The sequence below is a fragment of the Haloarcula sp. K1 genome (assembly GCF_001647155.1).
Taxonomy (GTDB): domain Archaea; phylum Halobacteriota; class Halobacteria; order Halobacteriales; family Haloarculaceae; genus Haloarcula; species Haloarcula hispanica.
The window spans coordinates 114,752-141,330 of sequence record NZ_LRHL01000042.1 but is presented as its reverse complement, the minus strand read 5'-3'; the positions used below and the strand labels follow the sequence as shown (position 1 = coordinate 141,330).

Here is a 26,579-nt window from a genome sequence, read left to right as displayed (position 1 = left end):
GCATGGCGGGATTCTAATCAGGGAGGTCGCGCGCAGCGGAGCGAATATGTCTGACCGTGACGTCGCGCAAAGAGGATGCGATACAATTGGGATACGTCGCAGTTGCTGTGCAGACTCCCCACAGCGCCTGAGATGCCAACGTATAAGTTTAGGCTTACCTAACTCCTGCTGAAATGGACCGGGAGCCGTCCGAGCGGGCGGATGTCTGTGTCGTCGGGGCCGGGCCGGCAGGGGCACTCGTCGCGAGCCAACTCGCCAGCGACGGTCGCGACGTGGTCGTGCTGGAGGCCGGGCCGCGGTTCGACAGGTCGAAGCGCGAGCAGCAGATGGAACAGGCAATCCGGCCCGGCGGCCACGGCTCAGTCTGGGGGATGGGCGGCGACCGCGACGCGTTCAGTGCGAGCGGCGAGCGGTACTACCCGTTGAATATCTCGCGAGTGAAAGGGGTCGGCGGGTCGACGCTGCACTGGCAGGGGATGGTGATGCGGTTGCATCCCTCGGATTTCGACGGGAGCCACGACACCGACGACCCGGCGTGGCCGATCAGCTACGACGACCTGCGGCCGTACTACGCCGATGCCGAGCGGGCGCTGGGGGTCGCCGGTGACGCGGACAACCCCTTCGCACCACCGCGGGACGGTGCGTACCCGTTGCCCGGCTTTCCGCCGTCGTACAGCGACTCGCTGTTCGCTGAGGCCTGCGAGCGGTTGGGCATCACGATGCACTCCGTGCCCAACGCCCGGAACTCCGAACCATACGACGGCCGGGGGCCGTGTGTCGGCTACGGGACCTGTCAGCCGGTCTGTCCCTCCGGCGCGAAATACGACGCCAGCGTCCACATCGAGGACGCCGAGGCCGAGGGGGCACGCGTCATCGACCGCGCGCCGGTCCAGCGCCTCGTTACTGACACCGACGGACGCGTCGAAGCAGCCGTCTACGCGACACCGGACGGGACCGAACACCGACAGACGGCCCGCGAGTTCGTCATCGCGGCGGGCGGCGTCGAGACGCCGCGACTCCTCCTGCTATCGGAGAGCGACGGCTACCCGGACGGACTGGCGAACAGTTCGGGACTGGTCGGCCACTACTTCATGGACCACCTGTTTGCCGGCGCTGGCGGCACCCTCGACCGGGAGACACGCCAGAACCACGTCGGCTTTCTCACGAGCGAGTGCCACCAGTTCTACGACGACCCCGGGCAGGCAGTCGAGCGCGTCGCGGACGGCGAGACGGTGGTCGGGGCCACCGACGAGGCGCTGTCACCCCTCAAACTGGAGTTTCTGAACTACGCCGGTCCGTCGCCGGTCGAACTCGCGCTCTCCGGCGAGGAGTGGGGCGATACGCTGCTGTCGAGCCTCCGCGAGAGCTACGGCAACAGCATCGCGATGGGCGGGCTGGTCGGCCAGCCGCCGCGGAAGGAAAACCGGGTGACGCTGGACACGTCGACGACAGACGATCACGGCAATCCGGTTCCAGATATCCAGTGGTCGTGGGGTGAGCGACTGGAACGGTCGCTCAGTCGTGCGAACGAGATTCAACGCGCCGTGCTGTCGGAGCTGGGCGTCGACATCTCGTGGACGGTCGGGCCAGCGGACACCGGGCCGGCGTACCACCACATGGGCACGACGCGGATGGGGACCGAGCCCGAAAAGAGCGTCGTCAACCCACAGTTGCAGACCCACGACGTGGCGAATCTCTCAATCGCGTCCTCGTCGGTGTTCGTCACCGCCGGGTCGATGAACCCGACGCTGACTATCGCCGCGCTGGCGCTGAAGTGTGCTGACCACGTTTCCGAACGGCTTTAATCGGCGAAGTCCGTGAACACAGCCTTGCTTCGCCGAGTGACCGACCGGAGCCCGGGTACACCGTGGGCGATCCACACGGCGACAGCCAGGCCGAACAGCCCGAACTGGAACAGGACATACGGCTCGACGGAGAGCGAGGCGAACTGCTCGACGAAGGAGGTGTCGTTGGCGTACGGCGGCGGTGGCCGGAGCGGCCAGACCAGAAAGCGAAGCCACTGGAGCTGTGTCAGGTCACCGCCGAGTACTCCGGCCAGCGCTGTCGGACCCATATCCGTCAGCGTGTGTACGAACGCACCGAGCGTGAACGCTGCCGAGATGTCTGTTCGGCGATATCGGACGGCGAGTTGGTGCAGGACCACAGCGACGATGAGGAGGGTGAACAGCGAGTGAGCGAGCGACCGCCCGGACGGCAGGACACCGAACGTCCAGGCGAACGGTTTGTCGACCAGGTCCGGGAACTGCGACCCAATCGCCAGTGCAGTGAGCGTCACCGCTGTCTGGCGACGGGTCGGGTCAAGCCGAGTATACACGACGTAAACGAGGTAGGCGACGGCGAGATGTCCCCACGGCCACATTGCGTGCTGGTATGTCGGACGGTGATTTGTATCTGCTGATACAGGATGTGGCCAGTCGAATCAGCAAAATCGGCGCGTCGGCCGTTCAGTACAGGCCGAGAATGGCACCAGCGTCGAGCAGCAGGAGGATTGACACAATAGACGCCCCCAGCAGGAACGGGCGTGCGTTCCGGGCCGGTTCGCGCACCTTCTGCTGATTGAAGCCGTCGCTGAGCTTCGATGCCGCGACTTCGACGAGGCCGGCCAGGATGAACCAGAGGACGATCATCGTGATGACGAGGTGGCCGCGCCCGGTCCCCGTCAGCGACTCGGCGGTGTAGCGGGTCGCTGCCAGATGTCCGCCTGTCAGGAACAGGAGCGTCGCACTCGCCCGGGACACCGTCCGGAGCTTCCCGGTAATCGCTGACAGCGGTCCTGGCGAAGAGTCGCCGTTCATCGCCGTCGGGAGGACAGCGTAGGTCATGAACAACACGGTTCCAGCCCACAGCGCGGCGAATATCAGGTGCACCCCGAAGACAGCCGCGTTTACGACACTCATATACGGCGGTTGGACGCGACCCCCTTCAACGTCGTGGGTTCGGTGTGGTTACTCCGAAGTGTCGAAGGCATCGAACGCGTCCGCGTCACCGGACATGTCGAGTTCTTTGACTGCGTCGGTGTCGGCAGAGATGTGCGTTTCCCGGTCGGTGTCGTAGTCCAGCTGGTCGATGAGGTGGACGAACGAGCCGGGGTCGGGGATGAGGAAGATGCGGAGCGAGAACGCCACATCGCTCTCCTTGATGTCGACGAGCGAGTCGAGCACGATAGTCAGCGAGTCCCGGCGGACATGGGAGAGCGCCTTGTCGGCGATCTCGGTCGCGTCGTCCTGTACGACCGTCGGCGTCCCCATATTGATGGTCGCGTTCAGCGTGTTCGCGATGCCGTCGATGAAGCCCGAGGTGAGGATGTTACACATCTCCTGGAGCGCGGACTCGTGGAGCTGTGTGAACCCGTCGTCGACGCTGGAACCGGTCATCAGCTCCGCGATTTCGGCGGCCGTCTCGGTCTCGAACGTCATCAGGAAGACGCCGTAGGGCGGCTCTGTCAGCCGGACGCGAGCGCTGTAGATGGTCCCGCCGCCCATTTCGGTGGCGATGTCCTCCGGCTGGACGAACGAGAGGCTCTTGATCTCGACGGCGGCGTCGACGCCGGCCAGTGTCGCCAGCGAGTCGGCGACCTGCTCAGCCCCGTCCTGAATGAGTCTGGTGATGAGCGTGAGTTTCCGAATATCGATGAGAAGCGGCATTGCACGCTATCAGGGCCTATGGTGTGTTACCGTTTTCGGTGGGGGCGGCGTCCCGGGGCTGCACGGTGGATCACCGTAACGCTCATTACCACTGACTGACAGGGCTTCGGTGGGGAGCGTGCTATTCCGTGCCTTACCCGTCCTCGACGGGTTTCACACGGGAGCCCACCAGCGTATTTCTACGGGTCTGGCTGGGGAGCCACGGCCACGCCCGATGTGAGCACGCTTAAGCCGCCCCGTCCGTTTTGCACAGCCATGGAACCACGGGACCTCTCCGCTCACACTGTCTATCGGGCAGGTCGCGGTATCGAGGAGGTCGCCCGGGAACTCGGTCTCGACCCGGGCGACATGGTGAAGCTAGCGTCGAACGAGAACATGTACGGGCCAAGTCCGGACGCCGTCGAAGCGATTCGCGGGTCGGCCGAGCGGATGCACTCCTATCCGAAGGCTTCCCACGCCGACCTCGTCGACGAACTGGCGGCCATGTGGGACGTGACGCCCGAACAGGTGTGGCTGAGCAACGGCGGCGACGGCGCGCTGGACTGCCTCGCCCGAGCCATGCTCGACCCCGGGCAGGACGTGCTCGTCCCGTCGCCGGGCTTCGCGTACTACGCGATGAGCGCCCGCTATCACCACGGCGAGGTCAACGAGTACACGCTCTCGAAGGCCGACGACTTCGCCCAGACCGCCGACACCGTCCTGAAAGATTACGACGGCGAGCGAATCGTCTACCTCACCAGTCCGCACAACCCGACTGGCGCGGAGTTTTCGACCGACGCGGTCCGGACGATTGCCGAGGAGACCGACGAACAGACCCTCGTCGTCGTGGACGAGGCCTACGGGGAGTTCTCCGACCGGCCGAGCAAGCGGCCGTTACTCGACGACCGTGACGACGTCGCGCTCCTGCGTACGTTCTCGAAGGCCTACGGGCTCGCGGGCGTTCGCCTCGGCTACGCGGTGGTCCCCGAGGAATGGGCCGACGCCTACGCACGTATCAACACGCCGTTTTCGGCCAGCGAACTCGCCTGTCGCGCCGGGCTGGCGGCGCTTGACGACGACGACCACGTCGAGCGCTCCGTCGACACCGCCGCGTGGGCTCGGGAGTACCTCTCCGAGGAACTCGACTCGCCGACCTGGGACAGCGCCGGGAACTTCATTCTCGCGGAGGTCGGCGACGCGTCGGCCGTCGCGGACGCCGCCCAGGAGCGGGGCGTCATCATCCGCGATTGCTCCTCGTTCGGGCTGCCCGAGTGTATCCGCATCACCTGCGGGACACGCGAAGACACGGAGCGCGCCGTCTCGGTACTGAACGAAGTCATCGAGGTGGTCGAGGCGTGAGAGTCGCTGTCACCGGGACGCCGGGCACGGGCAAGACCACGGCGACGGAGCGCCTCGACACTGACCTCGACGTTCTACACCTCAACGACGTCATCAAAGAGGAGGGGTTCTCGACGGGCATCGACGAGGACCGCGGGAGCCTCGTCGCGGACCTGGACAAATTGTCCGAGTGGCTCGACGGCCGCGACGACGTGCTGTTCGAATCCCACCTCGCGCATCATTTCGCCGCCGACCGGGTGATTGTGCTGCGAGCCCATCCTGAAACCATCGTCGAGCGGCTTCGTGAGCGCGGCGACGACGATTCGAAGGCCTACGAGAACGCGGAGTCGGAAGCGCTCGATGTCATCCTCGGGGAAGCCGTCGAAGAGCACGGCATGGAATCGGTGTGCGAAATCGAGACGACGGACCGGGACCCCGACGCGGTGGCGAGCGAAATCCGGGCCGTCGTGGACGGCGAGCGCGAGCCCAGTGCGGGCACCGTCTCCTACATCGACTGGCTATGACGCTCGATAAGTTCCGCCCGCTGGCCGACCGCGCGCTCGGCCCGTTCGTCAGCGCCGCCAAGGTCGCTGGGCTCTCCCCGCACGGCGTCAGCGTCATCGCGTTCCTGCTGGCCCTCGGAGCGGGCGGGGTGTACGCCGTCGCGGCGCGGGAACCCCTGCTGTATCTCGGCGGAGCTGTCCTCGTCTTCCTGAACGGCTGGCTCGACCTCGTGGACGGCGCGCTTGCACGGGAGCTGAACGTCGCGTCCTCGGGCGGTGACCTGCTGGATCACGTCCTCGACCGCTACGCCGACATCGGTATTATCGTCGGCCTCGCCGCCGGCGTGAACCAGTGGGAACTGGGCATCGCCGCCGTCACCGGCGTTCTGATGACCTCCTACCTCGGGACGCAGGCACAGGCGGTCGGCCTCGACCGCGTGTACGGCGGCCTGCTCGGCCGCGCCGACCGGCTTGCGCTCGTCGGCGTTGTCACGGGCGTCGCGGCGTTCGTCCCGACCACGCTGACCGGTCTGACGCTGGTCGGCTGGCTGCTGGTCGTGTTCGCCGTCGTCGGCCACGTCACCGCCGCCCAGCGGTTCTATCACGCGATGCGGGCGCTCGACTGAACATCGGCTCAGCAATTGACGGACCGGCATCCCGCTGAGAACGACCAGTGCACTATTTATACTGATCAGCGTGGCGAATCCCCCGACACACCATGAACGGGGATGAAGCCGAAACTCCATGTCACAAACCATTAAATAAACATGTCGACAATCAAGGATAGCGATGGAACACAGTTACCGCTACCGTGCCTATCCGACAGAAGGGGTAGCGGACGAACTGGAACATCAGGTAGATATTCATCGCCAACTATACAACCACGTCCGATGGGACTACACGAACAGCCCCGTGGATGCTAAGCCGAGTGAGTTCGACCAGAACAACAAACTCCCTGAGTGGAAGCAAAAATGGCCAGTGTTCGCGGAAACGTATTCGAAAGCCGCGCAAGCTACCGTTGCCCGCTTCCACCGAAACCTCTCGAACCTTCGTAAACAAAAAGAGAACGGGCACACCGTTGGTCGTCTCAAACGGCAAGCACCTACCGATTACCGGAGCGTGACGTACAACCAGTCTGGTTTCGACCTCGATGAAAAGAGGGGCCAAGACGGGTTTGCGTACGTTCGCTTCAGCAAAGTCGGATGGGTCAAAATACGGTACTCCCGTCCAATCCCTGCTGATTCCTCAATAAAGGAAGCCACGTTCAAGAAAGAGACTACCGGTGAGTGGTTCGTTTCCTTTGGGTTGGAAATCGACGACGCTAACTTGCCCGAGAAGCCCGATGTGGACTCACTCAACCCGAGCAACAGCGTGGGTATTGACCTCGGCATCTTGAACTACATCCATACCAGCGACGGGAAGACCGTGGATTGGCTCGACCTCGAAGGCGAATACGAACGACTCCGACGTGCGCACCGCAAACTCTCGCGGAAAGAACATGGGTCGAACAACTACGAGAATCAGCGAGTCGAAGTGGCGAAGGCCAAACGCGACATCCACCGGAAAGTACTGGACTACCAGCACAAAATAACGACGTGGCTCGTCAAGGAGTACGATGCCGTGTTTGTGGAGGACTTGAACGTTCAGAGTATGCTTCGAGCGGATGGAAACGGTCGGAACAAGCAGGATGCGGCGTGGCGACAGTTTATCACTTTGCTTGAATACAAGGGCGATGTGTACGGTACGCACGTTGTGCAGGTCGAAGCGGCAGGGACGACAAAAGAATGTGCGGTGTGTGGTGTGGAGTCATCGAAGTCCATCTGGGTCCGGGAACACTCCTGTCCATCATGTGGGTTTGAGACAGATAGGGATGCGAATGCAGCGATGAACGTCTTGCAAAGGGGGTTTTCTGAACTAGGGCTGGGATGGCCCGAATCAACGCCTGTGGAGACTGTGACCGCTACGGACACCGCTGATCTTCAGCGAATGTCTGCAAGTCACGTCATCGAAACAGGAAGCCTGTCTACGTGAGAACAGGATTCCCCGCGCCAGCGTGCGCAGGGCAACATTCAAACCGCGCCCCGTCCAAGCCGTCGGTATGGTTCAGTGCGAGATGTGCGGGACGGAGGTTTCGTCTCCGAACCGCGTCAAAATCGAGGGAGCCGAACTCGACGTCTGTGACGAGTGTACCGACTTCGGCACGGAGGTCAAAACCGAGGAGACGTCGTCTACGTCGACGAAGTACTCGACGTCGTCCTCCTCGTCATCGTCGTCGAGTTCGTCCTCCTCGTCGAGTTCCTCGGGTGGTGGCGGGTCCGGTGGCCGCCGTCGAGATATGTTCGACGAGATGGACGAGATCGCACAGGATTACCACGACCGGATCCGCAAGGGCCGGGAGTCCCAGGGACTCAGCCAGGAGGAACTCGCCAAGCAACTCAACGAGAAGGCGAGCCTGATCCGGAAGCTCGAACAGGGTAACTCCCTGCCCAGCGACGACGTCCAGAAGAAACTCGAAAGCGCGCTCGAGATCTCCCTGAGCGCTGGCGGTAGCGCCGACGAGACCGAGTGGTCCGGCGGCAGCAGCGACGGCGAGTACACGCTCGGCGACGTCGTGAAGCGGAAGGACTAGGTTACAACTGGAGGTCGTCTTTCTCTACGTCGAGTTCGTCCGCGAGCGACTCGACGTTCGACGAGATACGCTCGATCTCGTCCTGAAGTTCCTGATACCGGTCGCTGTCCTGCAGTTCCCGGTCGGTCTTCTCGACGCGGAGGACGTTGCGCTTGAGCTTTTTCGACGTGAGTGTCCGGAGTCTGTCGTTGTACTCCCGGATCTTGTACAGTCGGTCGACAACCTCTTGGAGGTCGTCGCGAGTAACGGGTTTGACGAGGTAGTCGTCGACGCGCATCTCGATGATGTCGAAGTCGGGGTCGATAGCGGTGACCATCGCGACGCGGCATCGAAGGCCTTTTTCCTCGATCTGTGCGAGCACTTCGTTGCCGGAGACGACCGGCATCCGGCGGTCGAGCAGCACCACGTCGATGTCGGGCGACAGCAGTTCCAGTCCTTCCTCGCCGCTGTAGGCCGTCTGAACGTGATACTGGTCGGATAAATAATCGGTGTACAGATCGGCCAGATGCTGCTCGTCTTCAACTATCAGAACGGTCGGTGTGTCGTCATCCCCTGCTGTCACGGCTTGTCTCGTTTCTTGTCTCGGCCGAAGCGTAATAATTGTCATCCCCGAGCGGGAGACCGAGATGGAACGACGGCGCGGTAGCGAGCGCTGCCAAACGGCGGCTTCGCAATCTATTTCCCGACAGCAGCCGGTGCGTTTCGTATGTTCGTCCTTGTCAATCTGAAGGCGTACCCGTGTGACCCAGTCGAAGTAGCGACCGCCGCCGCTAACGTCAGCGACGACTCCGGCGTTCGCGTCGCCGTCGCGCCACAGGCCGCACAGATCGGCCCTGTTGCGGAGACCGGCGTCGAAACGTGGGCCCAGCACGTCAGCGCCGTCGAGCACGGCAGCCACACCGGCAGTACACTCGCCGAGGCCGCCGCGGACGCCGGGGCCGTCGGGACCCTCCTGAACCACTCCGAGAACCGACTCAAGCTCGCGGACATCGATGGTGCGCTCGACGCCGCCGACCGCGCGGACCTCGAAACCATCGTCTGTGCGAACAACCCCGCACAGATCGGCGCGGCCGCCGCGCTCGACCCCGACGGCGTCGCCGTCGAGCCGCCGGAACTCATCGGCACCGGCACGCCCGTCAGCAAGGCCGACCCGGACATCGTGACTGGCGCGGTCGACGCCGCCGCCCGCGTCAACGGCGACGTGGACGTGCTCTGTGGTGCGGGGATCTCGACCGGCGAAGACCTCGTCTCCGCGAGCGACCTCGGCGCGAGCGGCGTCCTGCTGGCAAGCGGCGTCGCGAAGGCCGACGACCCGCGGGCGGCGCTCGAGGACCTCGTCGAACCGTTGCTGTAAAACAGCCGTTATCGCGGTACTGACTTTTCAGTCGCCGTTGCCGTCCAGAAACGCCGATTCGAGTCGGGAGACGACCGACTCTACCTCATCGTCGTCGAGTCGGCGGTCGCTCTCTTCTCGAACCAGCGCCGCAATCCGGGAATCGTACTTCCCGCGGCCGACGTGTTCGACCAGTTCGCGGAGTCGGAGTTCCCTGTTTCGCGCGTAGGCCGCCGTCCGGTCGCCGGAGCCGCCAGCCGAGAAGTGGGCGTTCAGCGGCGTTCCAGGGCCCTGCTCGCGGTAGTACGCGAGCATTCGGCGGGTCTTTCGGTCTAACTCCTCGATGTCGGCTCGCAAGTCGCCGTAGACGGCGGGCCCCTCGGAGTCGGATGTGGACTCGTCTTCAGCGGACCCAGTTGCCCCGTTCGACTCCTCGGCTTCGACGGCTTCGGCGATGGCTGCTCTCAGGTCCTCGTCATCAGCCTCAGTAGCGCCGTCCGATTCGGTGTGGTCGTTCGCTGGCACGGCTACCGCACCGGTGTCCGCGCTGGCCCCGTTCGTCGCCGCAGCAGCGTTGTCGGCGTGACCGTTCGACACCGGTTCGGCGTCCGCAGTGCTGGCATTCGTCGCTGAGTCATCGCTGGTGCTGCCGTTCATCGCTGCTCCGGCGTCCGCACTGCTACCGTTCGTCTCCGCACCGTCACTGGCGCTGCCGCCGTTCATCGCGGCCCCGTCCTCGGCAAAGGCACTGAACGCGTCGCCGAACCCGCCGCCGGACGTGGCGTCGGCCGTCTCGTCCGGTTCCGGAGACTGCTCGTCGGGACTGTCAGTGTCCGCCTCACTGTTGGTGTCTGCGTCGCCGTCCGACGTGGGTTGCTCGGCGAACCGTTCGCGCTGGCGGCGCATCTCCTCCTGTGCCGTCCGGCCGGGGTTGTAGTCGTCGGCCTGGTTCAGCATCGCCTCGGTGAACTGCTCGGCCATCCGCGAGAGGTCCCGGGCATCCTGCAGTTCCGCTTCCAGTTCGGCGATGCGGGAGTTCTTTTTGTCCAGTTCCTCGCGGAGTTCCTTGATGCGGTTCTCCGTCGCCTGCTGTTCCTCGCTGATGGTCTCCAGTTCGGAGACGAGGTCGTCGCTGACGGACTTGAGTTCCGGGCGCTCGAAGTCGTCGAGGCCGGGCGTCGCGCCGGCGTCGAACGTCTGTTTGCGGTGGAACTGGACCCGGCTGACCTGCTCGGCCCAGTCGTTCATCATGAACGCTTCCCCGTCGTCCAGGTCTTCGACGGCGTCGGCGTACTTGTTGTCGAGGATACGCCCGACCACTTTCGTGTCGTTGTTCCAGGTCAGGCGGTGCCAGACGAGCCAGTCACACTGGGTGATGTAGTCTTTCTTCACGTCGGCCGGGCGCTGGCTGATGCCGACGATTCCCAGTCCGTGTTTCCGGCCACGCTTCCCGATCTTGATGAGCATCTTCCCGACCTCGCCCATCGACCCCTTTTCTGGCATCCACTCGTGGCACTCCTCGACGAGCATCAGGAACGGCTGTTTCTGCTTTTTCGCCTTCGCGAACAGTTGCTTGGCGACCTCGGTCAGTAGCGTCTCTGCCTCCTCCTCGTCGAGGAACGACGAGATATCCAGAATGATAGGGACGTTCTGTTCCAGCGCCAGCGAGGCGATCTTGCCGGCGTGGTCTTCCGTGACCTGAATGTCGCACTCCTCGTCACCGCCGACGTGGAGGATCTCGTACTCCTCTTTCAGGCCGTAGTACTCGCCGTCGATATCGACGATGAGCAGACCGAACCCGTTGTCCAGCAGCTTCTCGGCGATGACACTCGCCGTGTTGGATTTCCCTGACCCGCTCTTGCCGGTGATGAATCCCCGGCCGGTCAGCAGTTCCACTACCGGGAGATTGACGGTCTCGCCCGGCTCCCCGGTCCCACCCGGCCCTGCGCTCGTCGTCGCGACAGTTATCTGTTCGGTCTCTGCCATGCGTTTCTGTCACGAATGAGACGCGCAGGCCCCATAACTCTCCGTCAGACGCCCATCAGCTGTGGAACAGGTCTGGACGCAGCAAGCAGTTCGAAGCCAGTCCGAGGTTTCGCTCGCTCGGGCTTCAAATTCTCGTGTGCTACCGACGGGGCTTCGGTTACCGACGCCGCTATGACTTCGTTTCGGGCGTCCGACTGGGGTCCCACTCGTCGTAATGGACCAGTTCCGTTCTGTCGATGCGATTACGCCAGCCTTCCCGTTGCAGTACCGGTTCAGCAGGGAAGCCGTCTTCGGGGTAGCCGACACAGAGGTAGGCCACAGGCTGAACGTGGTGTGGAATGTTCAGCACCGCACGGAGTTCGTGGGGATACAGAAACGAGACCCAGCCGACACCGATGCCCTCGGCACGGGCAGCGAGCCAGAGGTTCTGTACGGCGAGACACGTCGAATAGACGTCCATTCGCCGCATCGTGTTCCGGCCGAGAACGTGTGGCGCAGCGCGAGTGGGGTCACAGGTAACACAGATATTCACCGGGGCATCGGTTATCCCCTCCAGTTTCAACTGGCCGAAATCCGATTTGCGCGGCTCCTCGTAGCCTTCGCGTGCGGCGGCTATCGCCCGTTCGGCAATCGCTGCGACCGCTGATTTCGTCTGCTCGTCCTCGATCACGACGAAATCCCACGGTTGCGAGAACCCGACGCTGGGCGCGTTGTGTGCAGCATCAAGGACCCGTGTCAGTACGTCCTCGGGAACGGAGTCCGCGGCAAATCGTCTAATGTCCCGTCGCGAGTAGATGGACTTGTAGACCGCCTCGCGGTCGCGTGGTCCGAACTCGACCATATCTTCCCTGACAAACGACAGTTGTAAACCGGTTGTGCTGACCGACAGTGTCCCGGGTACGACGGGATGCGAACGCGAAACGGACCGTGAGCGGTGCCAGTCAGCCCGAGACGGGGCAACGGCTATTGTGGTGCGACACCTTGACACACTCGTTCGGCTGGGGCTGTCCATGGACAGGTACGAGACGTTCGTCGAGGACGGAACGGTGTACGTCGGGAGTGACGACGGTCCACTCGAAGTGGCACCGCTCGAAGACATCGTCGCGGCTGCCGGCGGCCCGGCCTGGACGATCACCTACTCTGAGGCCGAGAAAGAGCGCTACGCCGGGATGGACACCAGCGACGAAGGACTGGTGGTTGACGTAGTCGATATGTTACACGCAATGACCCACAGCCAGCGGTTCGTCGACACGCTGGCCGCGCATCCGACAGCAGTCCCAGCAGACGACACTATTTCTCCGCGAGCCGGTCTGTTCGTCGGGAAACTGCTGGAGAATCTGGAACACGGTGTCGCCTAACTAGAAATCCGCGAGCGTGGTCTGGCCGGGCGGGAGTGAAATGTGAGTGTCAGCGGGGCCTCCATCTTCGTCCATCGTATCTCCGGCAGCCTCGCTCTCACCGAACGTTCCGAGACCGACCTGTCCTTCCTCGTCCTGTTCTTTAGCCGTCTCTGAGCTGTTGTCGGTGACGGAGCTATCGCTCGTCTCCTCGGTTCCAGAGCCGCCGAACCCGTCCAGATTGGCCTGCTCACCGGCCGAGAAATCAAGGTTCGAGACGCGGACACCGACCTTCCGAACCGGGTCGTCGTCGAACTCACCGAGCAGGTCGAGCGCGACGCGCCTGACAAGGTCGGGCTCCTCGACCGGGCCGGGGAGCGACCGGGCACGCGTGTTCACGTCGAACGGCGGCGTCACGACCTTGATGCCGATGGTCTGGTAGCGCGCGCCCTTTCGCTGTGCACGGTCGGCGACAGCGTCGGCGAGGGTGCGAACCTGCCGACACTTGGCCTCCATCTCGGCCGTCGCTTCGGTGAACGCGGACTCCCGCGAGAGGCTCTTGGGGTCGCCTTTCGGTGTCACCGACCGCTCGTCCTCGCCGCGGGCGTAGCGGCGTATCTCGCGGCCGCGCTCGCCGAAGCGCTCGGCAAGCAGTTCCGGGTCAGCGGCCGCCAGATCGCCCGCGGTTTCGATATCGAGCGAGGCGAGTTCCCTGGCGGTGACCGGGCCGACGCCGTGGACGTCCTCGACGGGGAGGTCATCGAAGAACTCTCGGACAGCCCCGGGTTCGACGACGATTAGGCCGTCCGGCTTGTCGCGGTCGCTGGCCACCTTCGCGGCGCTCATCGTCGGCGCGACGCCGACGCTCGCCGCCACGCCCACCTCCGATTCGATGGTGTCTTTCAGGTCTTGTGCCCACGACTCGACGGTCTCCCAGGAGACCTGTTCGGTCACATCCAGATACGCCTCGTCGATGCTCACCTCGCGGACGACGGCCGCTTCTGCATGGAGGATGTCCCGGACATCCGCGGCGACGGACTCGTAGAAGTCCATCTCGACCGGGCGGTAGAACCCAGCATCCTCGACATCGAGGGCCGGGTCGTCGACAGCGTCGACCTTCCGTGGGAGCCGTTCCAGCGCCTCAGAGATCGCCATCGCCGACTCGACACCGTACGCCCGGGCCTCGTAGCTCGCTGTCGCGACGGCCCCGTGTGTCGCGCCGTTCTCGTAGCCCATCCCCACGACGAGCGGCTCGCCTCTGAGTGCCGGCTCCCGCCGCTGCTCGCAGGCGGCGTAGAAACAGTCCATGTCGACGTGCGCGACTATTTGCTCGGGTCCGCTGGTTCCAGGGAGCCGCGCGGCGTCCATATCCGACGCTACGCGTACTGGCAGAAAACCCCACCGGCCCTCGCTGGCCCTATCAGGTCAACGTTTGGACTACTGTATCGAAACCACCTCGAAAAACGGGAGCAGGGAAAGTGGTGGGGGTGGGGGTGAGGTGTCAGCTGCTCCGTCTGCCGTTAGTTTCAAAGCGATACGTGGCCGGTGGAGTGGCCAGTCTCCACCGGCGATGATCGTCCGCCGATGCCAATCCCGGATGGTACGACGGTCGTTCCCGCCGGGAGCGTAGGAAGCTCCATGTTAACAAAAGTCATGATAATACTTCAATGTTGGCCGAAGTTATGTCTGCCTCACACTTTGAGGTCCCCCGGCCGCGCCCCGCTCGAAACGCTTTCAGTCCTCTCCCCACGACTGCGACGTAATGACCGAACTGACGGACTCGCTGCCGGACAGACCGCTCTCGACGAGCGAGATCTCGGCCCTCGAAGCCCAGCACGACGACTACGGGTTCGCGCCAGTCGGGTTCTTCCCCGACCTCGACGTGGTAGCCGCGTTCGTCGTTATCATCGACGGCGACCGCGGCTACAGCCTCGGCTACGACCGCGACGGCGACGGCTGGGTCGTCGTCGAATCCTTCGAAGACGGCGAGGACTTCGCCGGCGTCACCGACCGCCTGCAGGAATGGATGGGCGACGACTGGCAAGAGTTCGAGCAGGCTGCGGTCGAACCGGAGTGACGGCGTCAGTTGGCTTCAAAGGCGGCTGAGAGACCTCGGCGACGTTCAAAACGCCTGATAACGCCTCGGCTGGCCGTTTTTGTTGCTGTAGAATGCGGCGACCGGGATTTGAACTCGACTGCAAATCCTCGCTGTCGGTCGGATTTCCGTAGTTCAAATCACTCTGTACAGCATTTGCTGCTCGCGGCTGGACTCGCAGCAAAATGCGGCGACCGGGATTTGAACCCGATGGCGAGACTCGTTGCACTCGTCTCGCGTGATTCAAATCCCTCCGTACAGCATCCGCTCGTCACGTCCGTTCCTCGCAGGATGCGGCGACCGGGATTTGAACCCGGGCCATGAGCTTGGAAGGCTCAGGTCCTACCACTAGACCACCGCCGCGCATCGCTTCGCGTCTTCGCGGCGTGCCTCGCGATTCCGCTGGAATCGCTCGCCACCGTCGCGCTCTCACTGCGTTCGCGCGCGGCGTCGTTCGCAAATCCGAGGGATTTGCTCACCACCGCCGCTCACTCGTGCGGGCACAGACCAGATGGACTGTGTTTCGCCCGAGTGCGAACGTACACATCCATAGATGGAAGGCAATTAAGTGCGTTTCCCTTCTGGCTCGACGACCCCGTAACAGTTGCCGCTTGACAGCTCCATCGAGACGAGCCGGAGGTCGCTGTCGGCGACATCGCGCTCGAACTCGGCCGGCGCGTAGATGTGGTAGAACCGCGGGACCGTCTCGCCGCCGGGGAGCGTCCAGTCGACGGTCGTGTCAAAGCCCTCGTCCGCGTCGGGGTCGGCGTCGAAGCGGTCGTGGGCCGTGCTCCACGCGCTGACGAGCGCCCGAGCGCCCGGCGCGAGGACGCGGGCCAGTTCGTCCAGACTGGCGCGACGGGCGGCCTGTGACGGGAGGTGATGCAGCGTCGCGACGTACACCGCGAGGTCAACGGACCCGGCTGTGAGCGGGAGCCGGGTCGCATCGCCCTGCAGCAGCGCAACGCTGTCGCCGACGCGGTCGGTCGCCGCCCGCAGGAGCGCGCGGCTGGCGTCGAGGCCGACGACGCGGTCAGCGACCCCAGCGAGCAGTTCCGCGTGGCGGCCGTTGCCGCAGCCGACATCGAGCGCCGTCCCGACACTGCTGGACTCGTCGACGAACGATTCGACCTCCGGCCAGGCGTACTCGCGGGTCTTCGAGAAGTGATCGCCGATGTCCTCGTACGTCCGGCGGACGGCGGCCCGCGAGCGCGCCGGTTCGTCACTGTCGGCGCTTGGGTCGGCGGGTGGCATCGGTCGACCGCGTTACTCCGCGCCGTACTTTTCGGGGTAGGCCTCGGCGAGTAGCTCGTCCTCGTCGGCCAGTCGCTCCCGAACCGGGTCGATAACGTCCGAGATCGCGCTTGCGGCGGACGGCTTCAGGTCGGCGGGGTGGAGTTCGCCGCTGACGAAGTCTGCCTCGACCTCGTCGTAGCTCTCGTAGGTGAGGTCCCCGCCGTACTCCTCGGGGCGCTCGACGACGAAGGACTCGCCGCGGACATCCAGCACCGGGAACACCAGGTGATTGAGGTACTCCAGCACGCCGTTCTCCTCGACCTCGCCGGCCGGGCAGTATGCCTGATTGATTTTCTCGTCGACCTCGTCCGGGCTGTCGGTGAGGTTGACCTTCGACGCCTCATCAGAGGCGCTCATCTTGCCGCCGGACAGGCCCGACAGCAGCGGCGCGAACAGACAGATCGGCGACTCGCCGCCGTGGTCCGGGAGGATTTCGCGCGAGAGCATGTAGATGCCGCGCTGGTCGACACCGCCGTAAGCGATGTCGGCGTCCAGCGCCTTCACGTCAAGCGTCTGCATCAGCGGGTAGATGAGTCCGCCGAGGTTCGGGCTCTCAGATTCGCGGACGACCTCGCTGGCCGCGCGCTGGGTCCGCGAGATAGTCGTTTCGGCGGCCATCCGGTACATCTCGAGCGTGTACTCCTCGTCGAGCTGGAAGTCGGTCCCGCGGACGAAGGTCACGTCTTCGGGGTCCGCGCCGGCTGCTTCAATCATGCCCTCGATGGCCGTCTCGTAGTAGGCCGAGCGGGCGTCAAGTAGGTCGAACGGCGATTTGTTGTCGTCAAGATGGGCGTGCAGGTCCGCGATGAGGACCGTCACGTCGACGCCGGCCCGCAGGAAGTCCGCGAGCTTTCGCATCGTCGTGAAGTGGCCGATGTGCATCTCGCCGGTCGGCGCGTAGCCGATGTACGCCGACGGGTCGCTCTCCTCGAACAGCGTTCGCAGTTCGTCCTCGGTGACGACCTCTGTGGTGTGTTGCGTCACCAGATCGAGTCGCTCGGCGGTATCCATACCGATGTGTGGCCGGTCCGGCGATTAAAACGTTCCTGTCCGGTGTGACGGGCTGTCGAGGTGGGCCGTACTGTTTTACGACAGCGGGGCACAATCGGGGGTAGATGTCGCTCCTGTTCGACCACGTCATCGGGTCCTTCGACCTCGACGACGCCACGCTGTGTGTCCCCGATGACGACGCCCTCGACGACCGCGGCGATGTCATCCCCGCACGGCCCGTCGCCGAGTTCGCGGGCCATCACGACGGACTCGCCCATCCCAAGGAGGACTGGGTCTGCATCCCGCTACACGAACCGGACTCGGCGCGGGTCACCGACGAGTTCGTCGCTTTCACCGAGCACTCCCTCCACGGCGGCATATTCGTCTTCGAGCGCGACGGCGAGCGCGACTTCGTCGACGCGGACGACTTCGGAGCCACGGGGCTGGCCGACCGGATCCGCTTCTGGCACTCCGACTACGTCCCGGAGACGTACCCACCCTCCTACGACTCGCCAGTAGACGACAGCGAACCGGCCCGAAATCCGATCCCGTCTGCAGAGTTACTCGACGGCTTGCGTTCCCACGTTGAGCGCGAACGCGAGGCGACTCGCCGGCAAAACCGAGAGCGCGCCGAGCGGCGCTCACCTGACAGGGTGTACGAGGCCGGTGGCGACGCAGTGCCCGAACTCCATGCGCGGGGCCGAGACGACGGCACATACCGGTTCCACGTCGACCCGCCCGCGGATGTCGCCGCCAGGCAGGACGGCGACTGGGCGTTTGTCGTGGAGTCGGTGTTTGGCATCCACGAGGGAAATGAGGTGCTGGTTCACGACGTGGACGGGACCCGAGAGAACGGCCCGTTCCCGGTGCCGGCGACAGTCGAGCGTATCCGCGGCCGGTCGGTCTGGGTCGCGGTGAACTGGGCCGAGGTCGACGGTGCGACGGCGCTCGAAAGCGCGCTCACCGACAGTGACGCCACATACGGGCTCACAGCATTGCTCAATCCCGTTCCGTTCGACCGCGAACGAGACGCAGTCGAAGCCCTATCCGACCACCGCTTCCGGGACGTGCTCGCCGGCGACCGGCCGATAACCTTCTCGAACGGCGCGGCCGCCCGGAGCGACCAGTTCGACGCGGAACTGAATCAGGAGCAGCAACTGGCCGTCGAGCACGCGCTCCTTGCCGACGACCTGTTCTGTATTCACGGCCCGCCGGGGACCGGAAAGACGCGGACGCTGGTCGAAATCGTCCGACGGGCCGCACAGGCTGGTGAGGACGTGCTAGTGTGTGCCGACTCGAACCAGGCCGTCGACAACCTCGTGGCGGGGTCGTCGACGGACGACACGGCGGACCCGCAGTCGCTGCACGCGTACGGCCAGCACGGCGACGGCGACTACACCCTCGACCGCGTGAACGCGGGCCAGTCGTCGAACGGCGTCGTCCGGCGGGCCTACGGCGACGTACCCGGGCGGGCCGACGTGGTAGCGGTGACGAACAACAGCGCCGCCACGCTCGCCCGGGAGTTCGATCTGGTCGTGCTCGACGAGGCGACGCAGTCGACCTGTGCGGCGTCGTGTATCCCGCTGGTCCGGGCCGACCGCGCCGTGCTCGCCGGCGACCACCGACAGCTCCCGCCCTACAGCGCGAGCGACGAACCGCCGGCGTCGAGCTACGGCCACTCGCTGTTCGAGCATCTCTACGCTGACGGCGGCGTCTACGATGGTGTCGGCCTCCAGCTCCAGACCCAGTACCGGATGCACCGGGACATCGCGTACTTCCCGAACCGGCGGTTCTACGACCGAACGCTGCGGAACGGGCGGGCCGTCGACCCGCTTCCCGACCGGCCAGCGATAGAGGGGTACAACGTCGGCGGGCGGGTCGAGACCGTCGGGCACTCCAAGTCCAATCCCACCGAAGCCCGCCTCGTCGCGCATCTCGTTGAGGACCTGCTGTCGGACGTGCCGGCCAACGAAATCGGCGTCATCACACCGTACAGCGCGCAGGTGTCACGTATCCGCGAGACGCTCACAGAGCGGACCGACGCTGGAGACAGGGTGACTGTCGACACCATCGACTCGTTTCAGGGCGGTGAACGGACGGCCATCGTCCTCTCGCTCGTCCGAAGCAACGCCGAGGGGACCGTCGGGTTCCTCGGGCGGCCGGTCGACGGCCCCCGTCGATTGAACGTCGCGCTCACCCGAGCGAAGCAGTACTGCGCCGTTGTCGCCGACTGGCACACGCTCCGCTACGACGTGGACGGGAAGTGTACGGACCTCTACAGCGACTTCTATCAGTTCGTCTCGAACACCGACCGCCTGAACGACGTGGACCCTGAATTCATTCCGGTGTAGCCGGCCAGCGACCGCCCGACTGCGATGGGTCCAAATACGTCCGACACAACTGTCTCACATGTACACGGGGAAAACGGAGAAGGCCTGCTGTCTGTGCGGGAATCCCGACACGAAGACCCGTCTGGACCTGCCGCCGCGGGCGGTCCCGCTGCTCAAGCATGCTGACCCAATCGCCTGGCAGGACATCGTCGGTGAGGTGTCCATCTACTTCTGTGGCTCCGACTGGGAGACGGTGCGCGACCTCGTGTTAGAGACCGGGATGAGCCCGCTGTCCCGGTGTAACGCCGCCCGCGCCTCCTTCGACCTCCGGGAGGACTTCGAGGCGCTGCTGAACGACATTCGGGACGAGCCGGACCACACGGAAATCGAGGCGGAGATGCGCGCCGAGGCCGAGGAGGCGCTGGCGAATCGCGACGACCCCTACGTCGAGGAGCGGGACCTCGTCGAGGCCCGCGTCATCGAATGGGTGTTCGAAGACACTGAAAACGAGTAACCCGACGAGGGCGGCGGTATGGCTTCGTATCCAAACTGTTTTGACCACCCGTAGCCGTGTGTCAAGCGATGACTGTACGCGTAGGTGTGCTCGGTGCGACTGGCGCAGTCGGGCAGCGACTTATCCAGCTGCTTGACCCCCACCCCGAGTTCGAAATCGCAGCACTGACCGCCAGCGACGCGAGCGTTGGCGAGACATACAAGGACGCCGCCAAGTGGCGCGTCGACTCCCCGATTCCCGAGGACGTGGCTGGGTTAGAAGTCCGCGCCACCGACCCGGATTCGGTACCCGACGACGTCGATCTCATCTTCTCCTCGCTCCCGTCGAGCGTCGGCGCGGAGGTCGAACCGGAGTTCTGCGAGGCCGGCTACACCGTCTCCTCGAACTCCTCGAACGCCCGGATGGACGAGGACGTGCCCCTCATCATCCCCGAGGTCAACGCCGACCATGTCGACCTCCTTGAGGTCCAGCGCGACGAGCGCGGCTGGGACGGCGCGCTCCTGAAGAACCCGAACTGCTCGACGATCACGATGGTCCCGCCGCTGGCCGCCCTCGACCGCGAGTTCGACCTGACCGACGTGCGTGTCTCGACCCTGCAGGCCGTCTCCGGCGCGGGCTACTCCGGCGTTACGTCGATGGAAATCATCGATAACGCCATCCCACACATCGGCGGCGAAGAGCAGAAGATGGAGAGCGAATCGCGCAAACTGCTCGGCTCGTTCGACGGCGCAGAAGTCCAGCTCAACGAGATGGACGTGGCCGCCTCCTGTAACCGCATCCCGACGCTCGACGGCCACCTCGAGAACGTCTGGGCCGACACGGCTGAGGACATCTCTGCGGCCGACGCCGAGGCCGCGATGGAGTCCGTGACCGGCATCGACCTGCCGTCTTCGCCGGAGAAACTCATCACGGTGTTCGAGGAACCCGACCGCCCACAGCCACGCCTTGACCGCAACGTCGAGGACGGCATGGGCGTCGCAGTCGGCGGGTTCCGCGAGACGACCGACGGCGTCCAGTTCAATTGCCTCGCACACAACACGATGCGCGGTGCCGCGGGCGCGAGCGTGCTGAACGGCGAACTGCTCAACAAGCGCGGCTATCTGTAACGGTCGGCCTCGCCGAGTGCGGTTTTTCGGAACTGACCGAGATCCGGTCGCCAGGTAGACACTTTTCACGATCAGTATCGACTGCGTACACATGGTCTCCCGCGATACGAAGCTTCAGATTGGACTGGTGAGCGTGGTCATTGTCTCCTGGGCGCTCCTGTTCGGTGTGTTTGAACCCGGCCCCGTCGCATCGGTCGCGTTTGTCGCAGCCGCATACTTCGTCATCGTAGCTGGGACGCATCTGTACCTCGCTGTTGCAGGTACTAGCGAGACAATACCGATCGCAGCCCGCTGGCGGTACGTCGGGGTTGCGGCGGTGGTGGCTGCAGCTGTTTTTCTAGCGGGAACCGTCGGAAACGCACAACTCGGGAGCATCACGCTCAATCAACTACTCGGCGGCGTATTCGCTGTAACAGTGGTAACCTATCTGGTGTACGAAGCCCGCGCTGGCTATCTCGCCAGCCGACAGTGACTAGAGGTCGATTTGGTTCCTGAGACCGCCCCATTCGCCGGTTCGCTCGGCCTTCTGGACGTTCTCGGCGACGATATCAGCAAGCCGTTCGTAGTAGCTCGGCGTGTGGCCGGCGTTGTGGGGCGTGATGAGGACGTTCTCGAAGTCCCACAGCGGATGGCCGCTGGGCAGCGGTTCGGGGTCGGTCACGTCCAGTGCCGCGCCGCCGATGTGGTTGCGCTGAAGCGCACTGACCAGCGCGTCGGTATCGACAACTGGGCCGCGGGCCACGTTGGTGAGCACGGCGTCAGGATGCATCGTCCGGAACACCGCCGCGTCAATAAGGTGGCGCGTCGCGTCGGTGAGCGGGCAGGCGAGCCCAACGTACTCCGTGTCGGTGACCGCTTCGTGGATCTCGTCGAAGCCGTACACCTCGTCCGTCGGGCCACCCTTCTCCGGCGAGTAGCGGACGCCAACGGTCTCCACGTCGAATCCCTGCACGCGGTCGACGATTGCTTCGCCGATTTCTCCCAGCCCGACGACGCAGACGCGGCTCCCGGCGAAGTCGTCGGTGTGGAACGACTGCCAGATGTGGTCGCGCTGGTGGCGACGGGCAGTGAAGAAACCCCGGGCAAAGGCGAGCCACGAGCCGACGACGTTCTCGGCGACGTTCGGCCCGTGGACGCCGGAGGCCGTCGTGAGCGCGATGTCACGGTCTGCCAGGTCCGAGAGCGGGAGGTGGTCGTATCCAGCGTATGTCCCTGCAAACAGCTTCAGCGAGTCGGCAGTATCGACCAGTTCCGGCGAGACATCGTTGCCGGTCAGAACTGTCGCATCCGCAATCAAGTCCCGCTCGGCTTCGGGCGTCTCTGCGACGGCGACATCCCACTCCGGCAGTCGTTCCCGGAGCGCTGTCACGTACTGGTCGACCGGCATTCCGTGAACGCCGTAGCGCGTCACGACGATGTCGGCCATTGAACCTCTCCTGTGGCGTGCGGAGCCATACCGTCTGCTCCACGCGGGGGCCTCAAAACGGTGCCGGCAGTCTGGTGACCGCGCGCCGGAGATATTGTTAGAATTTTAGTATTTAGAGAACGGGGGAATTACCAGTCTAGATTAGTAAAATTTGTACTAATAGTATACCGATATCTTAGCATATTTGTAGGATGACCAACGTAGAACTTCGAAGGAATGGGGAGACCGACGAGCGTTGCGGTAATTGATGACGATACGGACTATAGACAGCTCTACAAACTTTGGCTTCCGGAAGAATACGAGGTTATAGAGGCCGGTGACGGCCGTACAGGGTTACAGCGGATTGACGACTCAATCGATGCGGTACTGCTGGACCGACAGATGCCGAAACTGAGCGGCGAAACGGTCGCCGAAAAGCTCCGACAGCGGTCAGTTACCCCTGCGGTCGTGATGATAAGCAGCGTCAAGCCTGACGTGGATATTCTGGACATTCCCGTCGATTCGTATCTCAGAAAGCCCGCCGACCGGGATACCCTGTTGTCGGTACTCTCGGCAGTTCAGCGCCGGTGCGAATACGAGACGGAGCGTCGGGAACTCCTGGGACTTGCCGACCGACGAGACACAGTCGCTGACGCTGTCCGAGCGACAGCGCTCGCGGAGAGCGACGCGTACAAGCGGGCCGTCGAACGGCTGGAACAACACGACGTGTCACTCGCCGACGCAGCGTCCGAACCGTAGCGCGCAGTGCATTCCAGTTCAGACACAGAGGGTCGTCAGACCGCGGATTCGATGCAAGACAATAGGTTTTAGCGGGCGCGGGACACCGTAGCGGGTATGGAACACGTAGACGTCGCCATTGTGGGTGGTGGCCCGGCCGGGTCGTCGGCGGCCGAGGCTGCAGCCGACCACGGGGCCGACGCCGTCCTTCTCGAAAAGGGGGTCCCCAGAGCCGACCGCGAGGGGGCGGGGCCGGACTCGACGGACGCCGCCGGGCTGCTCGATTACTGGTTCGACATCATGGACATTCCACGGTCGGAGTTCCCCGAGGATGTTGTGCTGAGCGAACTCGACGGGGCGAAGTTCTACGGCCCCTCGACGGAGATGACGCTCACAGAGACCGGTATCAGTTCCAGCGCCGACGGCTTCGGCATCACGTTCCACCGGGCGCGGTTCGACGACTGGCTCCGCGAACGGGCGACGGAAGCGGGCGCGGACTACCGCGTCGGCGTCAGCGTCACCGGCGTCGAGACCGACCTGAGGAGTTCGCCGCGACACACCGTCCGGCTGGCCAACGGCGAAGACATCGCCGCCGAGTACGTGATTCTCGCCGACGGCCCACAGCGGACTATCACCGGCGGCACGCTCGACCAGTTCCTCCCGGCCGGACAGACGATGGCCGACATCATGCCCTCGAACAAGGCGAACCACATCGCCTATCAGGAGCACCGACGGATGCCCGAGGAACTGTTCACGCCGGAGTTCATCGAGTTCTGGTGGGGCATCATGCCCGGCCACACGGCGTATCCGTGGATTTTCCCGAACGACGCCCCCGTCGCCCGCATCGGCCTCACGATGCCCATCGGGTTGGACATCGACGCCTACGACCGCAGCGAGTGGGACCTGCTCAGAGAGAGCGACGAGAGCATCCCGCAGGGCCGGCAGTACATCGAGCGACTGCTCGAACAGGAGTTCCAGGCGTACGATCTCGAGGACTTCCCGCTCGTCGAGGACCGCGGGAAATCGAAAGGGACGGAGACGTACCCCATCTCCTCGACCCGACCGATAGAGTCCCCGGTGGGTGCCGGCATCGCCGTGGCCGGCGGGGCAATGGGGACCACCTCGGCGTTCCACGAGGGCGGCGATCACGTCGCCGTTCGCACCGGGAAGATAGCCGGTCGCCTCGCCGCGAACGACCGCCTCGAACGGTACAACGACGCCTGGCACGACGCCATCGGCGACGAAATCCTCCGGAACGTTACCTTCGCGGACATGGTCCGGGACTGGCGGCCCGGCGACTGGGACCGGGCCTTTACCACCGCCAACGACCTGATGGACGCCCGTGGCATCAAGGCCGACGCGGCGCTCCGTGGCGGCCTCAACGGCATTAAGATGGTCCTCGGGTACAAGTGGGGGAAGTTCTCCTACCGCAACGGCAAGTACGTCCAACTGCGCGAGGACGACTACGCCGTCTGAACGTCACCCTTAGGTGTGCGACCGGCGAACTGCTAGTGCGTGCCTTCAATCCCCGGCTGAGACCCGTCACCGGGACGATGACGACCCGGAGAACCCGGGCACGCGACATGACCGCGGTTCATACCGCACTTGGTCGTCTATCGACGACCCGCCAGACGGTTGCACCGTCTGGGCGTTCGGTGATTACGCCATAATCACCCGCGCTCGCGGCTGACGCCGCTCGCGCAATCGGTCGCCGTATCCGGCGACCCGCCCGGCACGAGGGTTTGCCGGCTGACGTGGCACACCGCCGAGGATGATGCCGGACGTTAGTGTTCCGGGCGTACATTTCGAGTCTACTAGTGGCAACATTTGGCATAATACGGACGGACACACAGTGGCTCTGGTGTGTCATTGAGATGGATTCCTCCGTGATGACACCCTGTTAGCCGGATCTTCGGGAACCGTTGATAGTGGTATTCCCAACAGTAGGGCTGTCGAGTTGAGTCACATCTCTCAGATTTTCACAGTCTCGATAATGCGGCTGAGTGGCCACTATTTCCCGAGATTTGAAAATTTGCTCGGGGTGCGTTGTCTGTTTCCGCAGCCGATGTCTGTATGATAAAGATATTTGCAGTAACATTTAAATATAGATTGGTTGACATCATAGTTGTAGCTTAGATAATGTTCAGTAACAATCAGGATGGATCGGTTTCCGAGCGGCGTAGCTTCTTGAAAATGGTCGGTACAGCTGGTCTGACAGGCCTCGCTGGCTGTAGTGGGGACGGCGGTAGCGGCGACAGCGGTGGCGAGGATAGCGGTGGCGGCGAGAGTAGTGGCGGCGATAGCGGTGGTAGTGGCGGCAGTGGCGGCAGTACAAATTGGACAATTGGAACGTCAGGGCCGGAGACGGCGACTCACGCGTCGGGGGTAGCGATGGCACAGCTGCTCTCGGAAAAGTCCGACGACATCAGCATGAGCGCCCAGACGACCGGCGGGACCGCCGCAAACCCTCGGTTGATCGCTCAGGGAGACATCGATATCGCCCAGAGTACCGACTGGGCAGTCGCGCGCTCAAACAGCGGCGGAGACCCGTACGGGGAACCGGTCGGGAAGACGATGACGCAGGTGTTACCGTTCATGACTCTGGAGTACTACCTCGTCAGGCGGACTGACGATGCACTCGAAGGCATCGAGTCGGTGTCGGACATTCCCCAAGACGGGTCGGTCTCGATGGCGTTCGGTCAGCGCGGCGGGACGAACTACTTCGCGGGCCTTGACGGGTTCCGACTGTCCGGGATCGACAACGTCGAGGACAAGTACGACCTCCAGTCGATGAGCTGGGGAGACCAGGGGGCACAGTTCGCTGACGGCCGTCTCGATATGATGATGGTCTACGGAGTCAGCCGTGAAGTACTGACCGGGTGGGCGCAGGAGGCCGGCGCACAGGCCGACGTCGCGGTCGTCAACTGGGAGTTCGACGAGTCAGATTTAGCCAACTCCGATCTGCCCTACACGTACATCGAAACGCCGGCCGGCCTCTGGGACGGGCAGGACATTCGAATGGACTCCATTCCGGCAGTTGGCGTCGGCTATGAAACTATCTTCCCGGCCGAGGTATCTGAGGAGTTGGGCTATGAGTTCGTCCGTACCGTCATGGAGGACATCGACGCGGTCCGTGAGGCGAGTTCAGTGCTCTCTCGCGCCGGTCCGGACTTCGCGCAGGAATTCTTACTCCCCTCGCCGAACGCACCCGTCCATCCCGGCGCTGAGAAGTATTACAAGGAGCAGGACCTCTGGAAGGACGGACTGACCACACTTGAGGAGTATGAGGGGTAACGCGAGCGACCCGTCTCTCGTCCGCCCACCCCATCAACGCC

26 protein-coding genes, 1 tRNA gene and 2 pseudogenes are annotated in these 26,579 nt (G+C 64.0%); 17 read left to right on the top strand and 12 right to left on the bottom strand.

All coding sequences use genetic code 11. The features are described 5' to 3' along the window. Positions 1–173 precede the first annotated feature (173 nt). Positions 174–260, top strand: a pseudogene (locus AV929_RS22975) (hypothetical protein); the annotation flags it as partial. 99 nt (positions 261–359) lie between these two features. On the opposite strand, the pseudogene AV929_RS22970 reads toward AV929_RS22975, so the two are convergent. After that, positions 360–602 (bottom strand): annotated as a pseudogene (locus AV929_RS22970) (hypothetical protein); the annotation flags it as partial. Here AV929_RS22970 and AV929_RS13170 point away from each other — a divergent pair. Continuing rightward, positions 489–1,805, top strand: a complete 1,317-nt coding sequence (locus tag AV929_RS13170) for a GMC family oxidoreductase (protein ID WP_369802671.1) — start codon at positions 489–491, stop codon at positions 1,803–1,805. The pseudogene AV929_RS22970 and the gene AV929_RS13170 overlap by 114 nt on opposite strands. Here AV929_RS13170 and AV929_RS13165 read toward each other — a convergent pair. The 3 genes from AV929_RS13165 to AV929_RS13155 all read right to left on the bottom strand — a co-directional run bounded on the left by AV929_RS13165 (position 1,802) and on the right by AV929_RS13155 (position 3,665). Further along, positions 1,802–2,380 (bottom strand): metal-dependent hydrolase, encoded by a 579-nt coding sequence (locus AV929_RS13165; RefSeq protein ID WP_064288473.1) that lies wholly within the window; start codon positions 2,378–2,380, stop codon positions 1,802–1,804. The two genes, AV929_RS13170 and AV929_RS13165, sit on opposite strands and share 4 nt — an antisense overlap. 85 nt (positions 2,381–2,465) lie before the next feature. Beyond that, on the bottom strand, positions 2,466–2,918 hold the full coding sequence (locus AV929_RS13160) for a hypothetical protein (RefSeq protein ID WP_064288472.1): 453 nt from the start codon (positions 2,916–2,918) through the stop codon (positions 2,466–2,468). Between the two features lie 48 nt (positions 2,919–2,966). After that, positions 2,967–3,665 carry a chemotaxis protein CheC gene (locus tag AV929_RS13155; protein WP_064288471.1) on the bottom strand — a complete coding sequence of 233 codons (699 nt, stop codon included), beginning with the start codon at positions 3,663–3,665 and terminating at the stop codon, positions 2,967–2,969. 255 nt (positions 3,666–3,920) lie between these two features. Between AV929_RS13155 and hisC the strand changes: the two genes are divergently transcribed. The 5 genes from hisC (at position 3,921) to AV929_RS13130 (ending at position 8,114) form a co-directional block, all read left to right on the top strand. After that, positions 3,921–5,003, top strand: a complete 1,083-nt coding sequence (gene hisC, locus AV929_RS13150) for a histidinol-phosphate transaminase (protein ID WP_050037811.1) — start codon at positions 3,921–3,923, stop codon at positions 5,001–5,003. Continuing rightward, positions 5,000–5,506 (top strand): adenylate kinase family protein, encoded by a 507-nt coding sequence (locus AV929_RS13145; RefSeq protein ID WP_014040008.1) that lies wholly within the window; start codon positions 5,000–5,002, stop codon positions 5,504–5,506. The genes hisC and AV929_RS13145 overlap by 4 nt, the downstream gene beginning before the upstream one ends. Then, on the top strand, positions 5,503–6,111 hold the full coding sequence (locus AV929_RS13140; RefSeq protein ID WP_064288470.1) for a CDP-alcohol phosphatidyltransferase family protein: 609 nt from the start codon (positions 5,503–5,505) through the stop codon (positions 6,109–6,111). Before AV929_RS13145 ends, AV929_RS13140 begins: the two co-directional genes overlap by 4 nt. Before the next feature lie 163 nt (positions 6,112–6,274). Next, the gene (locus AV929_RS13135; RefSeq protein ID WP_050037808.1) at positions 6,275–7,516 is read left to right on the top strand and encodes an RNA-guided endonuclease TnpB family protein; all 1,242 of its coding nucleotides are present in this window, start codon (positions 6,275–6,277) and stop codon (positions 7,514–7,516) included. 67 nt (positions 7,517–7,583) lie between these two features. Then, positions 7,584–8,114, top strand: coding sequence for a multiprotein bridging factor aMBF1 (locus AV929_RS13130; RefSeq protein WP_023843198.1), 531 nt, complete (start codon positions 7,584–7,586; stop codon positions 8,112–8,114). A gap of 1 nt (position 8,115) precedes the next feature. On the opposite strand, the gene AV929_RS13125 is transcribed toward AV929_RS13130, so the two are convergent. Further along, positions 8,116–8,721, bottom strand: coding sequence for a response regulator (locus AV929_RS13125; RefSeq protein ID WP_023843197.1), 606 nt, complete (start codon positions 8,719–8,721; stop codon positions 8,116–8,118). 99 nt (positions 8,722–8,820) lie between these two features. Here AV929_RS13125 and tpiA point away from each other — a divergent pair, with 99 nt between their 5' ends. Further along, positions 8,821–9,468 (top strand): triose-phosphate isomerase, encoded by a 648-nt coding sequence (tpiA, locus tag AV929_RS13120; protein ID WP_064288469.1) that lies wholly within the window; start codon positions 8,821–8,823, stop codon positions 9,466–9,468. A 27-nt stretch (positions 9,469–9,495) separates the two neighbouring features. Here the strand turns inward: tpiA and AV929_RS13115 are convergent, their stop codons facing one another. Together AV929_RS13115 and bluB are read right to left on the bottom strand one after the other, a co-directional pair. Then, the gene (locus AV929_RS13115; protein ID WP_014040002.1) at positions 9,496–11,433 is read right to left on the bottom strand and encodes a helicase HerA domain-containing protein; all 1,938 of its coding nucleotides are present in this window, start codon (positions 11,431–11,433) and stop codon (positions 9,496–9,498) included. Positions 11,434–11,602: 169 nt separating this feature from the next. Beyond that, a complete protein-coding gene (gene bluB, locus AV929_RS13110; RefSeq protein WP_014040001.1) occupies positions 11,603–12,274 on the bottom strand; it encodes a 5,6-dimethylbenzimidazole synthase in 672 nt (223 codons plus the stop codon). Positions 12,275–12,443: 169 nt separating this feature from the next. Between bluB and AV929_RS13105 the strand changes: the two genes are divergently transcribed. Continuing rightward, positions 12,444–12,791 (top strand): hypothetical protein, encoded by a 348-nt coding sequence (locus tag AV929_RS13105; RefSeq protein WP_044952195.1) that lies wholly within the window; start codon positions 12,444–12,446, stop codon positions 12,789–12,791. Here the strand turns inward: AV929_RS13105 and dinB are convergent, their stop codons facing one another. Further along, positions 12,792–14,138, bottom strand: coding sequence for a DNA polymerase IV (gene dinB / locus AV929_RS13100; protein ID WP_064288468.1), 1,347 nt, complete (start codon positions 14,136–14,138; stop codon positions 12,792–12,794). Between the two features lie 394 nt (positions 14,139–14,532). Between dinB and AV929_RS13095 the strand changes: the two genes are divergently transcribed. Then, positions 14,533–14,847 (top strand): hypothetical protein, encoded by a 315-nt coding sequence (locus tag AV929_RS13095; protein ID WP_014039998.1) that lies wholly within the window; start codon positions 14,533–14,535, stop codon positions 14,845–14,847. A 310-nt stretch (positions 14,848–15,157) separates the two neighbouring features. Here AV929_RS13095 and AV929_RS13090 read toward each other — a convergent pair. The 3 genes from AV929_RS13090 to AV929_RS13080 all read right to left on the bottom strand — a co-directional run bounded on the left by AV929_RS13090 (position 15,158) and on the right by AV929_RS13080 (position 17,172). Then, positions 15,158–15,228 (bottom strand) — tRNA-Gly (locus tag AV929_RS13090). A gap of 201 nt (positions 15,229–15,429) precedes the next feature. After that, on the bottom strand, positions 15,430–16,119 hold the full coding sequence (locus AV929_RS13085; protein ID WP_064288467.1) for a class I SAM-dependent methyltransferase: 690 nt from the start codon (positions 16,117–16,119) through the stop codon (positions 15,430–15,432). Between the two features lie 12 nt (positions 16,120–16,131). Then, on the bottom strand, positions 16,132–17,172 hold the full coding sequence (locus tag AV929_RS13080; RefSeq protein ID WP_064288466.1) for a tyrosine--tRNA ligase: 1,041 nt from the start codon (positions 17,170–17,172) through the stop codon (positions 16,132–16,134). A gap of 104 nt (positions 17,173–17,276) precedes the next feature. On the opposite strand from AV929_RS13080, the gene AV929_RS13075 reads away from it, so the two are divergent. From AV929_RS13075 to AV929_RS13060, 4 genes are all read left to right on the top strand, one after another. Next, positions 17,277–19,502 (top strand): AAA domain-containing protein, encoded by a 2,226-nt coding sequence (locus AV929_RS13075; protein WP_064288465.1) that lies wholly within the window; start codon positions 17,277–17,279, stop codon positions 19,500–19,502. 58 nt (positions 19,503–19,560) lie between these two features. Next, positions 19,561–19,995, top strand: coding sequence for a hypothetical protein (locus AV929_RS13070; RefSeq protein ID WP_004962543.1), 435 nt, complete (start codon positions 19,561–19,563; stop codon positions 19,993–19,995). A 68-nt stretch (positions 19,996–20,063) separates the two neighbouring features. Further along, complete coding sequence (gene asd / locus AV929_RS13065; protein WP_064288464.1) at positions 20,064–21,101, top strand: aspartate-semialdehyde dehydrogenase; 1,038 nt, start codon at positions 20,064–20,066, stop codon at positions 21,099–21,101. A 91-nt stretch (positions 21,102–21,192) separates the two neighbouring features. Continuing rightward, entirely contained in the window at positions 21,193–21,573 is a 381-nt protein-coding gene (locus AV929_RS13060; protein WP_050007748.1) for a hypothetical protein, read from the top strand. On the opposite strand, the gene AV929_RS13055 is transcribed toward AV929_RS13060, so the two are convergent. Continuing rightward, entirely contained in the window at positions 21,574–22,527 is a 954-nt protein-coding gene (locus tag AV929_RS13055; protein ID WP_011222981.1) for a D-2-hydroxyacid dehydrogenase, read from the bottom strand. It lies immediately after the preceding gene. Positions 22,528–22,743: 216 nt separating this feature from the next. Between AV929_RS13055 and AV929_RS13050 the strand changes: the two genes are divergently transcribed. From AV929_RS13050 to AV929_RS13040, 3 genes are all read left to right on the top strand, one after another. Further along, complete coding sequence (locus AV929_RS13050) at positions 22,744–23,265, top strand: response regulator transcription factor (protein ID WP_064288463.1); 522 nt, start codon at positions 22,744–22,746, stop codon at positions 23,263–23,265. Positions 23,266–23,361: 96 nt separating this feature from the next. Then, complete coding sequence (locus tag AV929_RS13045) at positions 23,362–24,720, top strand: NAD(P)/FAD-dependent oxidoreductase (protein ID WP_050037801.1); 1,359 nt, start codon at positions 23,362–23,364, stop codon at positions 24,718–24,720. Positions 24,721–25,437: 717 nt separating this feature from the next. After that, positions 25,438–26,538, top strand: a complete 1,101-nt coding sequence (locus AV929_RS13040; RefSeq protein WP_230458897.1) for a TAXI family TRAP transporter solute-binding subunit — start codon at positions 25,438–25,440, stop codon at positions 26,536–26,538. The last annotated feature ends 41 nt before the right edge of the window (positions 26,539–26,579 follow it).

Excerpts from the sequence above, each read along its gene's own strand:
- AV929_RS13165 (WP_064288473.1), bottom strand. The coding sequence starts at position 2,380 with ATGTGGCCGTGGGGACATCTCGCCGTCGCCTACCTCGTTTACGTCGTG.
- AV929_RS13160 (WP_064288472.1), bottom strand. The coding sequence starts at position 2,918 with ATGAGTGTCGTAAACGCGGCTGTCTTCGGGGTGCACCTGATATTCGCC.
- AV929_RS13155 (WP_064288471.1), bottom strand. The coding sequence starts at position 3,665 with ATGCCGCTTCTCATCGATATTCGGAAACTCACGCTCATCACCAGACTC.
- hisC (WP_050037811.1), top strand. The coding sequence starts at position 3,921 with ATGGAACCACGGGACCTCTCCGCTCACACTGTCTATCGGGCAGGTCGC.
- AV929_RS13140 (WP_064288470.1), top strand. The coding sequence starts at position 5,503 with ATGACGCTCGATAAGTTCCGCCCGCTGGCCGACCGCGCGCTCGGCCCG.
- AV929_RS13135 (WP_050037808.1), top strand. The coding sequence starts at position 6,275 with ATGGAACACAGTTACCGCTACCGTGCCTATCCGACAGAAGGGGTAGCG.
- AV929_RS13130 (WP_023843198.1), top strand. The coding sequence starts at position 7,584 with ATGGTTCAGTGCGAGATGTGCGGGACGGAGGTTTCGTCTCCGAACCGC.
- AV929_RS13125 (WP_023843197.1), bottom strand. The coding sequence starts at position 8,721 with ATGACAATTATTACGCTTCGGCCGAGACAAGAAACGAGACAAGCCGTG.
- tpiA (WP_064288469.1), top strand. The coding sequence starts at position 8,821 with ATGTTCGTCCTTGTCAATCTGAAGGCGTACCCGTGTGACCCAGTCGAA.
- AV929_RS13115 (WP_014040002.1), bottom strand. The coding sequence starts at position 11,433 with ATGGCAGAGACCGAACAGATAACTGTCGCGACGACGAGCGCAGGGCCG.
- bluB (WP_014040001.1), bottom strand. The coding sequence starts at position 12,274 with ATGGTCGAGTTCGGACCACGCGACCGCGAGGCGGTCTACAAGTCCATC.
- AV929_RS13105 (WP_044952195.1), top strand. The coding sequence starts at position 12,444 with ATGGACAGGTACGAGACGTTCGTCGAGGACGGAACGGTGTACGTCGGG.
- dinB (WP_064288468.1), bottom strand. The coding sequence starts at position 14,138 with ATGGACGCCGCGCGGCTCCCTGGAACCAGCGGACCCGAGCAAATAGTC.
- AV929_RS13095 (WP_014039998.1), top strand. The coding sequence starts at position 14,533 with ATGACCGAACTGACGGACTCGCTGCCGGACAGACCGCTCTCGACGAGC.
- AV929_RS13085 (WP_064288467.1), bottom strand. The coding sequence starts at position 16,119 with ATGCCACCCGCCGACCCAAGCGCCGACAGTGACGAACCGGCGCGCTCG.
- AV929_RS13080 (WP_064288466.1), bottom strand. The coding sequence starts at position 17,172 with ATGGATACCGCCGAGCGACTCGATCTGGTGACGCAACACACCACAGAG.
- AV929_RS13075 (WP_064288465.1), top strand. The coding sequence starts at position 17,277 with ATGTCGCTCCTGTTCGACCACGTCATCGGGTCCTTCGACCTCGACGAC.
- AV929_RS13070 (WP_004962543.1), top strand. The coding sequence starts at position 19,561 with ATGTACACGGGGAAAACGGAGAAGGCCTGCTGTCTGTGCGGGAATCCC.
- asd (WP_064288464.1), top strand. The coding sequence starts at position 20,064 with ATGACTGTACGCGTAGGTGTGCTCGGTGCGACTGGCGCAGTCGGGCAG.
- AV929_RS13060 (WP_050007748.1), top strand. The coding sequence starts at position 21,193 with ATGGTCTCCCGCGATACGAAGCTTCAGATTGGACTGGTGAGCGTGGTC.
- AV929_RS13055 (WP_011222981.1), bottom strand. The coding sequence starts at position 22,527 with ATGGCCGACATCGTCGTGACGCGCTACGGCGTTCACGGAATGCCGGTC.
- AV929_RS13050 (WP_064288463.1), top strand. The coding sequence starts at position 22,744 with ATGGGGAGACCGACGAGCGTTGCGGTAATTGATGACGATACGGACTAT.
- AV929_RS13045 (WP_050037801.1), top strand. The coding sequence starts at position 23,362 with ATGGAACACGTAGACGTCGCCATTGTGGGTGGTGGCCCGGCCGGGTCG.
- AV929_RS13040 (WP_230458897.1), top strand. The coding sequence starts at position 25,438 with ATGGTCGGTACAGCTGGTCTGACAGGCCTCGCTGGCTGTAGTGGGGAC.